Genomic DNA, 12,241 nt, shown 5'->3' on the forward strand with positions numbered 1-12,241 from the left:
CTCTTCAGGTCGTCCGGAACCGGTGACATGGCTCACTCCACGGCCGTGCCCCGTCTGCCGTACCGTCAAGGGTGGAGTCAGCGCCACCCCGGCAGCGGGATTGCCCCCGCAGGACCCGGGTGGTGGCGCCATCGCCCAGAAGGGCCCCCGGTCCATACGTTTGTCAGGCCGGAGCAGTCGGACAGTACGCGCATCCGGCGCACCCCCCGCTTTTCGCGCTCGCGCGTATCCGGCGCACCCGTCATCCACAGACCGGAGACCCACCATGCCCCAGGGCACCGCCCTCCTCGTACCGCCCCCCGCCCCTGCTCCCGCCCGGTCCGCCGGCAGCGAATTCGGACCGCTGCTGCGGACCGTCAAGGAACAAGGGCTGCTGGAGCGCCGCACCGGTTGGTACGCGCGCGGCATCATCGTGAACCTCGCGGCGCTCGCCGCCGTCGTCACCGGCGTGGCGCTGACCGGCGGCTCCTGGTGGGCCCTGCTTCTCGCACCGCTGCTGGCCCTCTTCTCGACCCGCGCCGCCTTCTTCGGCCACGACGCCGGACACGCGCAGATCGCCGCGGAGCGCCGCACCAACCGGTTCGTCCAGCTGATCCACGCGAACCTGTTGCTCGGGATGAGTCAGGAGTGGTGGAACGACAAGCACAACCGGCACCACGCCAACCCGAACCACCTCGACAAGGACCCCGACGTCGCGGCCGACGTCCTGGTCTTCAACGAGAAGCACACCGCCGGCCGCGCCGGACTGAGCGCCTGGCTCACCCGTCACCAGGCGTGGCTGTTCTTCCCGCTCACCACGCTCGAGGGCATCGCGCTCAAGGTCTACGGCTTCCGGGCCGTCTTCTCCAAGAACGCGGGCGGCCGCCAGTCCCGCCGGGAGCGCGTCGTCGAGGCCGCGCTGCTGGTCGCGCACGTCGCCGCCTACGGGACGCTGCTGCTGACCGTCATGCCCGTCGGGCAGGCCGTGCTCTTCGCGCTCGTGCACCAGATGGTCCTCGGCCTCCACCTCGGCATGGCCTTCGCCCCGAACCACAAGGGGATGGAGATGCCCGACGAGGAGACCGGCAAGTCCTGGGGCCATCTGCGCCGCCAGGTCCTCACCTCCCGGAACATCCGCGGCGGCCACGTCACCGACTGGTTCCTGGGCGGTCTGAACTACCAGATCGAGCACCACCTCTTCCCGAGCATGCCCCGCCCGCACCTGAAGCTCGCCCAGCCGCTGGTGCGTGCGCACTGCCGGTCGCTGGGCATCCCCTTCACGGAGACCGGACTCGTGGAGTCGTACCGCCAGGCACTCGCCCACCTGCACGAGGTCGGCGCGCCGCTGCGTACCGCCGCCGCATAGTGCCGCACCGCGGAACTGCCGCATAGTGGAACTCTGGGGCGAGTGCGCACGTTCTTCACAGCAGGAGCGGCCTCGGCCGCGGAGGAGGCGTCGGAAATGACGACACGTACGAAGATCGTGATCGGGGGAGTGGCCGTCGGCCTGCTCCTGATGCCGCTGCTCGGATTCTGGCTGTCGCTGCTGGTGGTGCTCGGTGTGCCGGCGGTGGCGTACCTGATGCTCGACCCGAGCCAGCGCCGCAGGTTGCGGCGTGTGTCCCACAAGGAGATCGGCCGCTGACCGCCGCGCCGGCGACCCGCTGAACCGAAGGCACCCGGGCCCCAGGGCCCGGGTGCCTTCGCGTTCGCCGGCGCACGTGGGCTACGAGGGGTGGACGGCCACCTTCTCCAGCGCCTCCAGCAGCCCCGGCAGCTGCGGTCCGCGCCCCACCGGAACGACCTCGCCCGGCTCCTCGTCCAGCAGCAGGAAGGCGATGTCGTCGGTCCTGGCCACCAGCGACCACCCGGGCCCGTCCGCGCGCAGCGTCCTGGCTCCGCCCGGCGCGAAGGACGAGCGCACCCGTCCCGGCGGCGGGGCGGACTCCACGTACGACCTGGCCTCCTCGAGAACGCGGCGGACGGCCTCACGCGGCGGCGCGGGCTCCGCCGCCCCCGCTCCCGCCCCTGTCGTGCCGGCGGCGGTCCCGGCCTCCGCATCGTCGATCCGGGCCCGCCACTGCCCCCACTGCAGCGCCACCTCGTCCGCGCCGAGCCGGCGCTGGGCAGGGCCCCAGGTGTCCGGGTCGGGCGGGGCGAGCGGCGCCCGGTCGCCCTCCTCGGGGACCGGGTCGTGCGGCGCCGGCACCCCCGGCGCGGCGACCGCGACGGCCAGCGGCCAGCCCGGCAGCGCCGCCACCATGCTGTGCTCGTCGGGGGAGAGGTCGTAGTCCATCCCGCAGTCCCACGAGGCGATGGCGACGGCGACGAGCGACACGTCGTCGACCACGACCGTCCAGCGGGCCCCGTCGGAGCTCTGCCCGAGGACCAGCCCGTACCCCTCGGTGTACGGCTCGAGGCCCAGCGCCTCGCAGGCGGCCGGGTAGTCGTCGCCGAGCACGCTCGGGAACTGCGCGGGTGTGAGCAGCACCGCGGTCAGCACATACAGCGAGTCGTCGTCGACGGTGTCTTCCGCGCCGGCCACGGCCACCTCCCTGCCCATCGTTTCGTCGGCGCACCTTAACCAGTGGGTAACCCGCACGTCGAGAGCGGGCGGCGGCCGGAGTCTTTCGTTGGATCAGGCCGGATCAGTGAGCGGGTCCGGTGCGCGGGGTCTCCCCAGGCCAGCCGGGGCCGGGGCGTGGGATCTCCCCAGGCCAGCTGGGGCCGAGGGGACGTGTCGCAAGGCGGGGACGGGGGTCCCCCCGCCGAAGGCAGGGGGAGGGCCCACGTGGTGGGGGCTCCTCCCGTGCCCGAAGGGCTACGGGGGAGTCGGCGACTGACGACGGCGCGGCGAGGCGCGGTGCCAGGGCACGTGAGCCCGGCAGGATCCGAACGACAGGCCCTAATTCGCTTCCAGTGCCCGCTCGGCACGCTCCGCCCGCGGCAGCCCGAGCAGCTCCCGTGCCACGGCCTCCACCGGCACGTTCCGCTCGCGGGCGAGCGCCGTCACGGCACGGCAGGCGAGTTCGTTGAGACCGAAGACGAGCGCGTCCGGGTCGACCCACCCCGCCGCCTCGCTCATCCGCTCGTCGTCGTCCGCCACGCACGCCGTCACATACGCCGCGGCCGCCTCGAACATGTTGTGCTGCCGGGAGGGCGCCTCCGCCTTCGCCCGGGCGGGGCGAGAGGCCATGTAGCTACGGAGCCGAGCGAGCACGGGGACCACCTTCTCCATGGCGGCAACCGCCGCCGACCTGTGAAGCCTCCTATTTTCGCACCGCGCCCGAACGCTGACGAGAGGGCCTCGAAGCCTTCCTCGGCCATCGGTAGCTATCGGTCCCGCGGCTCCAGCGTGTCGAGGGTCTCCCGGAGCCATGCGAGCTCGGCCGCGGTCGTGGCCCGCGCGACGGTGAGGATGCCGCGCCGGAACGGGTCGTCGAGCTCCTCCGCCCGCAAGGGCCGTCCACCGTCGTAGAAGAAGCTCGCCGGCTCCTCCAGGAAGGCCAGCCGGCGGCGCAGCACACGTGCCTGCGCCGCGCCGTCCGCCAGATGCCGCAGGAACGCGAGCACGGTGAACCAACGGTTCTCGTCCGTGATCTCGGCCTCGGCGGGCTCTGCGAGCCTGCGCAGCAGTTCCCGCCGCCCGCTCTCGGTCGGCGTCAGGACGTGGCGGGGCGCGGCGACGGCGCCGGCCCGGGTCTCCCGGGCCAGCAGCCCTGCCTTCTCCAGCCGCTTGATCGCCGGGTAGAGCGTGCTCTCCGCCACGGGCCGCACATGACCGGTCAGTGCGGCGATGCGTTTCCGCAGCTCGTAGCCGTGCAGCGGTGTCTCGTACAGGAATCCGAGGATGGCTAGCTCGAGCATGCCCGCATTCTGCCGCACCGGATCACCGCGGGTGTATTTCTGTCACGCTGTACATCGGTACCGAGGTATAGTCCCGGATCTCGGAACCACAGGTGGCGGACAGGGGAGTGGCAGTGCGACAGACCGGCTTCGGCGGACAGGGCGGCATGATCCGGTGGACGGAGGCCGCCGGCGGCGGGGTTCCGCGGGTGTACGTGCACGGACTGGGCGCCGCGTCCGCCCCGTACCACGCGCACATCGCCGCACGGCCGGCGCTGGCGGGCCGCCGTTCGCTCTTCGTCGATCTGCCGGGCCACGGGATCAGCGACCGGCCCGCCGGGTTCGGGTACACCCTCGAGGACCACGCGGCGGCACTGGCGGCCGTCCTCGACACGGCGGACACGGGCCCCGCGGAGATCGTCGGCCACAGCATGGGCGGCGCGGTGGCCGTCGTCCTCGCGCATCGCAGGCCGGACCTGGTCGCCGCGCTCACGCTCACCGAGGCCAACCTGGACCCCGATCCACCGAGCACCGCGGGCAGCAGCGGCATCGCGTCGTGCACCGAGGAGGAGTTCGTATACGGCGGCGGTTTCGACCGGGTGCTGGAACGGGTCGGTCCGCTCTGGGCGGCCACCATGCGGCTCGCCGACCCCCTCGCCCTGCACCGCAGCGCCACGGGTCTGGTCCGGGGCACGCGGCCCACCATGCGCCGGATGCTCATGGCGGCCGCGGTCGACCGTACCTACCTCCAGGGGGAGCGCAGCGGTGCACTGCCCGGCCACGACGAGCTGGTGGCCCATGGCGTGCGGGTGGTGACCGTCCCGGGCGCGGGCCACAACGTCATGTTCGACAACCCCGACGCCTTCGCGGCGGCTCTCGCGTCGCGCTGAGCACGCGCGCCCGGCCGTCCCGCGCCGGTCAGTCGTCCGTGGCTCGAGACTCGCGTACCGCCAGGGCGAGGAAGCGGTCGTCCTCGTCGGTGCAGGAGGTGAGCCGCCAGCCCGAGCGGGCGAGGAGAGGGCTCAGGGTGGGCTCGGCGCGGAGGTCGTCCGGGGTGATCTGCCGGCCCTGGCGTGCGGCGAGCGCGGCCCGGCCGATCGGGTGGAACAGCGCCAGCAGGCCGCCCGGCCGCACCACGCGGGCCAGCTCACGCAGGTTCTCCGCCGGCTGTGACAGGTGGGAGATCAGGCCGGCGCCGAAGACAGCGTCCAGCGCACCGGTGCGCAGCGGCAGCCGGGCCACGTCCGCGAGCAGTAGGCGTCCGTAGCGGTCGCGTCCGGCGCGCCGGGCCGCGGACAGCATCCCGGGTGTGAGGTCGCAGCCGAGGACCGTGCCGGACGGACCCACGGCCGACCTCAGCGGTTCGAGGGCGCGGCCCGTGCCGCAGCCCGCGTCGAGTACGCGTTGACCGGCGCGCAGCCCCATCTCGCCGACGGCGGCGGCATAGGCGGGGCCGTCGTCGGGGAAGCGGCTGTCCCAGTCCGCGGCCCGGGCCCCGAAGAACTCCTGCACCCGGGTGTGGTCGTCACTGCGGTCGTCGGCCATGGCCACCATGATCCCCCATGGGCGCCGGAGCCGTCACCGCCGGCCGTAACCCGCCCGCCGCCCTCCGGTACGCGGTCCACTGCGCACACGTTCGAGCACGGCACGATCGTTCAGAAACATCTCTCTGTCATATTCCGCCAGCTTTCGAACTGCGCCCCGAACGCGCTCCCCCTTCAGGGTTACCGTCCCTGACCCATGGGACACCTGGACCACGCCGCCTTCGGCCTGCTGACACCCGCGCTGTCGTACCTGATGGCTGTCGTCGGCGCCGCCCTCGGGCTGCGCTGCACCGTGCGCGCTCTTTCGGCCACCGGCCGATCCCGGCGCAACTGGCTGATCACCGCCGCCTCCGCCATCGGCACCGGCATCTGGACGATGCACTTCGTCGCCATGCTCGGCTTCGCCGTACGCGGCACGGACATCCGCTACAACGTGCCGCTGACCATCGTCAGCCTCGTCGTCGCCGTGCTCGTCGTCGGCGGCGGCGTCTTCTGCGTCGGCCACGGCCGCGACCGGATCGGGCCGCTGCTGATCGGCGGCCTCTCCACCGGGATCGGCGTCGCCAGCATGCACTACCTGGGCATGGCCGCACTGCGGCTGCACGGCACCGTGCACTACGACCCCCTCCTCGTGGCGCTGTCCGTGGTGATCGCGGTGGTCGCCGCGACCGCGGCGCTGTGGGCGGCCCTCAACATCGAGTCGCCCGTCGCGGTGGCCGTCGCGTCGCTCGTCATGGGGGCGGCCGTCAGCACCATGCACTACACGGGAATGCTCGCCGTCAGCGTCGAGGTCGCCCCGGGCGCCGGAGACCTGGCCGGAGCCACCGCGATGCAGTTCATCTTCCCGCTCACCGTCGGCCTCGGCTCTTACCTCTTCGTCACCGCCGCCTTCGTCGCCCTGTCCCCGACGGCCGGCGAACGCGACGCCTACACCCGGGCCGCGTCCGAACCCGCGTCCGATACCGAGGCCCCGGGCCCGGCCACGCCCGCCACGAACACCACCACCGTCTGACGTCCGCCGGCGGCGTCCACGCCCAGGGGCGGACCCGGGCGTGGACACCGCCGGACAGGCCCTGGACCGGTCCGGGCGACGCTGCCGCGCCCAGGACGCCTCCGGAACGAGGAGCTCATGCCCACACCCCGCACGAACCCGGGCGGCCGGACGCCGCTATCGCCCCCACCGCCGGCCGGCCCGGCGGTCCGCGGACGGCGCGCCCACGCCGGCCGGCCGGCCGTCGAGCACACCGGACAGCACACCGGACAGGAACCGCCCGCCGCGCCGGCTCCGTCGCAGGGCTCCCGTCGGCGGCTGCCGAGGCGTCCGCGGACCGTACGGGCGAAGGTCATCTCGCTGCTCATGGTCCCCGTTCTGTCGCTGCTGGCCCTGTGGGGGTTCGCCACCGTGACCACGGCCCAGGACATGGCCCGGCTGCGCCAGACCCAGCGCATCGAGGAGGAGGTGGCGGCCCCCGCCGCCACGGCCGTGACCGCCCTCCAGGCGGAACGGCGGGCCGCCCTGCGGCACCTGGCCGACCCGTCCGACGAGCGGGAGTCCGTCCTCCGGCTCGCGGCCCGCCGCGCCGACGACACGGTCGGCCGTCTCCGCCTCGGCGACGAGCACACCGTCGCCGACGGCGGCGACATGCCCGGCGCCGTCGCACAGCGGCTCGGCCGGTTCGTCGCGCGGGCCGCGGCGGTGCGGGACGCGCGCGCCGCCGTCCTCGACGGCGAGGCCGACTGGGACACGGCGTACGGCATCTACACCGACGCCGTGACCGCCGGGCTGGACGTGACCGGCGCCGTCGCGGGCGTCCAGGACTACGGGCCGGGCTCGGACGCCCGGGTGCTGCTGGAGTTCGCCAGGGCGGGCGAGATGCTGGCGCGCGAGGACGTCCTGGTGACCGCCGCGCAGAGCGCCGGGACCTTCGACGCGACGCGGCTGCGGACGTTCACCGGTGCCGTCGCCACCCGTACTGCACTCGCCGAGGGAGCCGCCGCGGACCTGCGCGGCCCGGAGCGAGCGGCCTGGCGCGAACTCACCGCACGGTCCGGGTACCGGCGACTGCGCGCCGCCGAAGACCGGCTGCTCACCGCACCGCCCGGCCGCAAAGCGGCCACGGCAGTCGCCACCGGCGCCTGGGACCAGGCGTACACGGCGGTCGCCGAGGGGATGCGCGACATCGCCGACCGGGCGCGCCGCAGCGCCGCCGACCGTTCCGACCCGCTCGGCGGGGGAGTCCTCACCGGCGCGGGCGGCGCCGTCCTCCTCGGCCTCGTCGCCGTCGTGGCCTCGCTCGTCATCTCCGTACGCATCGGGCGGGGTCTCGTCGTCGAGCTCGTCGCCCTGCGCAACAGCGCACTGGAGATCGCCCGGCGCAAACTGCCCCACGCCATGCGCCGGCTGCGCACCGGCCGCCGGATCGACATCCACGCGGAGGCCCCGCCCGGTATCCCGGCGGAGGACGAGATCGGCCAGGTCTCGGAGGCGCTGGCCACCGTGCACCGGGCCGCGCTCGGCGCCGCGGTCGAGCGCGCCGAACTCGCCGGCGGCATCTCCGGCGTCTTCGTCAACCTCGCCCGCCGCAGCCAGACCCTCGTCCACCGCCAGCTCACGCTGCTCGACGCCATGGAACGCCGCGCCGACGACCCCGGCGAACTGGGCGACCTCTTCCGGCTCGACCACCTCACCACGCGGATGCGCCGCCACGCGGAGAGCCTGATCATCCTTTCCGGCGCCGCCCCGGGCCGGGCGTGGAGCAGGCCCGTGCCGCTGACCGCCGTCGTCCGGGCCGCGGTCTCGGAGATCGAGGACTACGCACGCGTCGAGGTGCCGCAGCTGCCGGAGACGGCCGTCACCGGCGCCGCCGTCGCCGACATCACCCACCTGCTCGCCGAACTGATCGAGAACGCGGCCCAGTTCTCGCCCCCGCACACCAAGGTGCGGGTCCACGGCGAGCCCGTCGGGAACGGCTACGTCCTGGAGGTCGAGGACCGGGGACTCGGCATGGGCAGGGACGCCCTGGCGGAGGCCAACCGCCGACTGGAGGAGTCCGAGGCCCTCGATCTCTTCGACAGCGACCGGCTCGGCCTGTTCGTCGTCAGCCGGCTCGCCGCCCGCCACAGCATCAAGGTCCACCTGCGCGCCTCGCCGTACGGGGGCAGCACCGCGGTGATCCTGCTGCCGACCGCGCTGCTGCAGAGCGCCCTGCCCGTCGCCGCCGACGACGCCCAGGACGTCCCGGACACGCGAGCCGTCCTCCACGCCGAGGGAGCGCGCGCCCCGGACACCTGGCCGCACGACATGTCCGGGCCCCGCGACGTACCCCGTCCCTACGACGTGTCCCGGAGCCCGGAGCCACGGCACCCCGCACCCACGCCCACCGCCGCGTCACTGCCCCGCTCCGTCCGTCCCGCCATCGGTTCCCCGCCGACGGCGCCTCCCACCCTGCGGGCGCTGCGGCTGCGGGAGTCGGCCGCAGAGGCCGGCGACGGCGAACTCCCCCGGCGGGTGCGGCAGTCCCACCTCGTCCCGCAGCTGCGCGAAGCGCCCCGCCGGGAGGGGCCCCGCAGCGCCGCGCCCGCGGACGACGGCCCCGCGGAGCGCACCCCCGAACTGGTCCGCGACCGGATGACCGCGTACCGCAACGGCTGGACCAGAGGCGGCGGCGGCGTGCCGGGTCCGGCGGCCCCAGGCACCGAAGGAGACCACGCATGACCGAGTACGACACGGCCGCGGCGCACCAGTACCACCACCGGTTCGGCGACCTCGACTGGCTGCTGGACGACCTCGTACAGCGCGCCGGGGAGGTGCGGCACGCGATCGTGCTGTCCAGCGACGGCCTGCCGGTGGGCGCGTCCCACGCGCTGAGCCGTGCGGACGCCGAGCACCTCGCCGCCGTGGCCTCCGGCTTCCACAGCCTGGCCAAGGGCGCCGGCCGGCACTTCCGCGCCGGAGGGGTGCGCCGGACGATGGTCGAGATGGACGACGGCTTCCTGTTCGTGGCCGCCGCCGGTGACGGGTCCTGCCTCGCCGTGCTCACCTCCGCCACGGCCGATATCGGCCTGGTCGCCTACGAGATGGCCCGCCTCGTCACACGGGTCGGCGAACACCTGCGCACCCCACCGCGCGTCGACGCGACATGAGCGGCACGGACACCGGGCCCGGCGGAACCGGGCCCACGGGGAGCCAGTGGTACGACGCGGAGGCCGGCCCGCTGGTCCGCCCGTACGCGATGACCGGCGGGCGCACGACACCGGGGCCGAGCAACGTGCGGTTCGACCTCATCGCCCTGGTCGTCGTCGACCCCGACGGCCCCCGGCCCGGCGAGGGGTCTCCGCTCGGCCCCGAGCACCGGGTGCTGCTGAGGCTGTGCCTCTGCGAGACGCAGTCCGTGGCGGAGCTCGCCGCCGACGCCGATCTGCCGGTCGGCGTCGTGCGGGTGCTCCTCGGCGACCTGCTCGAAGCCGGGTTCGTGAAGGTCAGCCGGCCCGTGCCGCCGGCGCAGCTCCCGGACGAGCGCATCCTCCGGGAGGTGATCGAGGGACTGAGAGCGCTGTGACGCCACGTCGACCGGGGCCCGTACCACTCCCGCCACCTTCACTTCCCGCCACCCCTCGACCCTCGACCCTCGACCCTCGACACGAGAGAAGCGACCGATGGACTCCCAGACCCTCGACCACAGCACCGGTGAGGACACCACCGCCCTCGCACTGAAGATCCTGGTCGCCGGCGGCTTCGGCGTCGGCAAGACCACCCTGGTCGGCGCGGTCAGCGAGATCCGGCCGCTGCGGACGGAGGAACAGCTCAGCAGCGCCGGCCGCACCGTCGACGACACCGACGGCGTCGACCGCAAGACCACGACGACCGTGGCCATGGACTTCGGCCGCATCACCATCCGTGCCGGACTGTCGCTGTACCTGTTCGGGACGCCCGGCCAGGACCGCTTCTGGTTTCTGTGGGACGAGCTGGCGCAGGGCGCCCTCGGCGCGGTGGTGCTCGCCGACACCCGGCGGCTGTACGACTGCTTTCCCGCGGTCGACTACTTCGAGCACCGCCGGATCCCGTTCGTCGTCGCCGTGAACGTCTTCCCCGGCACCCGGACGTTCACCGCCGACCACGTCGCCCGCGCGCTCGACCTCGACGGGGGAACACCCGTCGTCCTCTGCGACGCCAGGGAACGCGACTCCGGCAAGGAGGTCCTCGTACGCCTCGTCGAGTACGCCGGGCGCGTCCACACCGCCCGCATGCTCGACGCCTGCGGGCGGCCGCAGCACTGAGAGGGCCGACCGGGGCACCTTGCCGTGTGCCGCCGCGTGCGAAAGGCTGGCCAGGCGAACGCGAGGCCACGGGGAACGGAACAGCGGGGAGGACGATCGACCATGGCGTTGGACAAGGGACTCGACTGGCTGCTGGACGACCTGACGGAACGGGTCGACCACATCAGGCACGCACTCGTGCTGTCCAACGACGGCCTGGTGACCGGCGCGAGTTCGGGTCTCGCGCGTGAGGACGCCGAACACCTCGCCGCCGTCTCCTCCGGTCTGCACTCCCTCGCGCGGGGATCGGGCCGCCACTTCAGGGCCGGCAGGGCACGCCAGACGATGATCGAGTTCGACGACGCGCTGCTCTTCGTGACGGCCGCGGGCGAGGGCAGCTGCCTGTGTGTGCTCAGCGACGCCGAGGCCGACATAGGCCAGGTCGCGTACGAGATGACGCTCATGGTCAACAGGGTCGGCGAGCATCTGGCGGTCGAGGCGCGGCAGCCGGGCGGCAGTCCCTTCTGACACGTTTGAACAAGGCAGGGGCGAGTTGTCCACAGGCTCCGGCGGGATGTCTCCGTCCCGGGCTACGGTCGTCACCGAGAGTATTCACCGCTCACGGGGGAGACCGACATGACGGTACGGCAGACAGTCACGACCAGCCTCGCGCCCGGCCGGGCCGCCCAGGAACTGGGCCTGCGGCGCGGCGAGTTCGACCTCGCGGTCCAGCTCGGACAGGTGCCCGCGCTGCCGGGCGGGCGGGGCCGGCCACCACGCTTCGACCGGCGGGAGATCGAGCGGCTCCGGGGACGGCAGGGGTTTCCCGACACGCTCCGCGACCGGCTGCGGACCGTCGGCACGGCGGACGGCGCGGCCCTCGCCTCGATCAGCCAGGGCAGGTTCCTCCGGCTCGCCCGCACGGGCCACCTCACCCCGGTCCGTTTCTACGTCAACCGCTACCACGCCGTGGTGTGGCACTACCTCGCAGAAGAGGTCCGGGACTTCGCCCGCGACCACCCGGCGCTGCTGACCGGAGCGACGCCGCCGCAGGTCCGCGCGGCACTGGAGGCGGGGGAGGACCGGCGGCCGCGGAACTGGCGGGGCCGGCGGCTCGGCCAACTGCTGCGCCTCGCCGCCGACCCGTGGCAGCAGGCCGCCGTGATCGCGGCCCTGCTCGATCCGGTGACGATCGCCGAGATGGTCCCCGACCCGTACGAACGCTCCTATCTGCGGGTGCTCCGTCCCGAACTCGCGCCGGCCCGGCCCAAGTCGCCCGCCGGGCAGGAGATCGTGGAACGGCTGCTGCGGGCCGACGACCCCGACGAGATCCTGTGGCACCGGACGAGCCTCGCCGGCGCGTTGCGGCAGGCGCGCGCACACTCCCCCGCCCCACGCCCCGTCCCCGGCCACCGGCCGGAGCCCGCCTCGGTGGCAGTCCACGCCCGGCGCCACCCACCCGGCCATCCACCGGGCCACCCACCCAGCCACGGGCCCGGCCGCCCGGCCGGGCCGGGACACTCGCGGAGGAGCGCCCGGAGCCTGCTCGGGCGGCTGCTGCGCAGACGGCCGGCGCGGGCATGAAGCTGCGCTGTGGGCCCGCTTAAGAAAACCTC

14 protein-coding genes are annotated in these 12,241 nt (G+C 73.9%); 10 read left to right on the forward strand and 4 right to left on the reverse strand.

All coding sequences use genetic code 11. The features are described 5' to 3' along the window. Nucleotides 1-265 precede the first annotated feature (265 nt). Nucleotides 266-1,345, forward strand: a complete 1,080-nt coding sequence (locus tag ACFYOP_RS25145; protein WP_356893450.1) for an acyl-CoA desaturase — start codon at nucleotides 266-268, stop codon at nucleotides 1,343-1,345. Between the two features lie 96 nt (nucleotides 1,346-1,441). After that, nucleotides 1,442-1,624 carry a hypothetical protein gene (locus ACFYOP_RS25150; protein WP_356893448.1) on the forward strand — a complete coding sequence of 61 codons (183 nt, stop codon included), beginning with the start codon at nucleotides 1,442-1,444 and terminating at the stop codon, nucleotides 1,622-1,624. Between the two features lie 81 nt (nucleotides 1,625-1,705). On the opposite strand, the gene ACFYOP_RS25155 is transcribed toward ACFYOP_RS25150, so the two are convergent. The 3 genes from ACFYOP_RS25155 to ACFYOP_RS25165 all read right to left on the reverse strand — a co-directional run bounded on the left by ACFYOP_RS25155 (nucleotide 1,706) and on the right by ACFYOP_RS25165 (nucleotide 3,846). Beyond that, nucleotides 1,706-2,542: a hypothetical protein gene (locus tag ACFYOP_RS25155; RefSeq protein WP_356893446.1), complete on the reverse strand. Its 837-nt coding sequence runs from the start codon at nucleotides 2,540-2,542 to the stop codon at nucleotides 1,706-1,708. 342 nt (nucleotides 2,543-2,884) lie between these two features. Next, nucleotides 2,885-3,175 carry a hypothetical protein gene (locus tag ACFYOP_RS25160; RefSeq protein ID WP_356893444.1) on the reverse strand — a complete coding sequence of 97 codons (291 nt, stop codon included), beginning with the start codon at nucleotides 3,173-3,175 and terminating at the stop codon, nucleotides 2,885-2,887. A 137-nt stretch (nucleotides 3,176-3,312) separates the two neighbouring features. Continuing rightward, nucleotides 3,313-3,846: a PadR family transcriptional regulator gene (locus ACFYOP_RS25165; RefSeq protein WP_356893442.1), complete on the reverse strand. Its 534-nt coding sequence runs from the start codon at nucleotides 3,844-3,846 to the stop codon at nucleotides 3,313-3,315. Between the two features lie 113 nt (nucleotides 3,847-3,959). On the opposite strand from ACFYOP_RS25165, the gene ACFYOP_RS25170 reads away from it, so the two are divergent. Continuing rightward, the gene (locus ACFYOP_RS25170; protein ID WP_356893440.1) at nucleotides 3,960-4,715 is read left to right on the forward strand and encodes an alpha/beta hydrolase; all 756 of its coding nucleotides are present in this window, start codon (nucleotides 3,960-3,962) and stop codon (nucleotides 4,713-4,715) included. Nucleotides 4,716-4,743: 28 nt separating this feature from the next. Here ACFYOP_RS25170 and ACFYOP_RS25175 read toward each other — a convergent pair whose 3' ends face one another. Further along, nucleotides 4,744-5,370, reverse strand: coding sequence for a class I SAM-dependent methyltransferase (locus ACFYOP_RS25175; RefSeq protein ID WP_356893438.1), 627 nt, complete (start codon nucleotides 5,368-5,370; stop codon nucleotides 4,744-4,746). A gap of 195 nt (nucleotides 5,371-5,565) precedes the next feature. Here ACFYOP_RS25175 and ACFYOP_RS25180 point away from each other — a divergent pair, with 195 nt between their 5' ends. The 7 genes from ACFYOP_RS25180 to ACFYOP_RS25210 all read left to right on the forward strand — a co-directional run bounded on the left by ACFYOP_RS25180 (nucleotide 5,566) and on the right by ACFYOP_RS25210 (nucleotide 12,209). Next, entirely contained in the window at nucleotides 5,566-6,381 is an 816-nt protein-coding gene (locus ACFYOP_RS25180; protein WP_356893436.1) for an MHYT domain-containing protein, read from the forward strand. A 117-nt stretch (nucleotides 6,382-6,498) separates the two neighbouring features. Further along, complete coding sequence (locus tag ACFYOP_RS25185; protein ID WP_356893434.1) at nucleotides 6,499-9,084, forward strand: nitrate- and nitrite sensing domain-containing protein; 2,586 nt, start codon at nucleotides 6,499-6,501, stop codon at nucleotides 9,082-9,084. Then, nucleotides 9,081-9,512, forward strand: a complete 432-nt coding sequence (locus ACFYOP_RS25190; protein WP_356893432.1) for a roadblock/LC7 domain-containing protein — start codon at nucleotides 9,081-9,083, stop codon at nucleotides 9,510-9,512. Before ACFYOP_RS25185 ends, ACFYOP_RS25190 begins: the two co-directional genes overlap by 4 nt. Further along, nucleotides 9,509-9,928: a DUF742 domain-containing protein gene (locus ACFYOP_RS25195; protein WP_356893430.1), complete on the forward strand. Its 420-nt coding sequence runs from the start codon at nucleotides 9,509-9,511 to the stop codon at nucleotides 9,926-9,928. The genes ACFYOP_RS25190 and ACFYOP_RS25195 overlap by 4 nt, the downstream gene beginning before the upstream one ends. A gap of 97 nt (nucleotides 9,929-10,025) precedes the next feature. After that, a complete protein-coding gene (locus tag ACFYOP_RS25200) occupies nucleotides 10,026-10,646 on the forward strand; it encodes an ATP/GTP-binding protein (protein ID WP_356893428.1) in 621 nt (206 codons plus the stop codon). 102 nt (nucleotides 10,647-10,748) lie between these two features. Next, nucleotides 10,749-11,153 carry a roadblock/LC7 domain-containing protein gene (locus ACFYOP_RS25205; protein ID WP_356893426.1) on the forward strand — a complete coding sequence of 135 codons (405 nt, stop codon included), beginning with the start codon at nucleotides 10,749-10,751 and terminating at the stop codon, nucleotides 11,151-11,153. A 108-nt stretch (nucleotides 11,154-11,261) separates the two neighbouring features. Continuing rightward, entirely contained in the window at nucleotides 11,262-12,209 is a 948-nt protein-coding gene (locus tag ACFYOP_RS25210; RefSeq protein ID WP_356893424.1) for a DUF6397 family protein, read from the forward strand. Nucleotides 12,210-12,241: the final 32 nt, after the last annotated feature.

The sequence above is a fragment of the Streptomyces sp. NPDC006294 genome (assembly GCF_042870895.1).
Classification (GTDB): Bacteria; Actinomycetota; Actinomycetes; order Streptomycetales; family Streptomycetaceae; genus Streptomyces.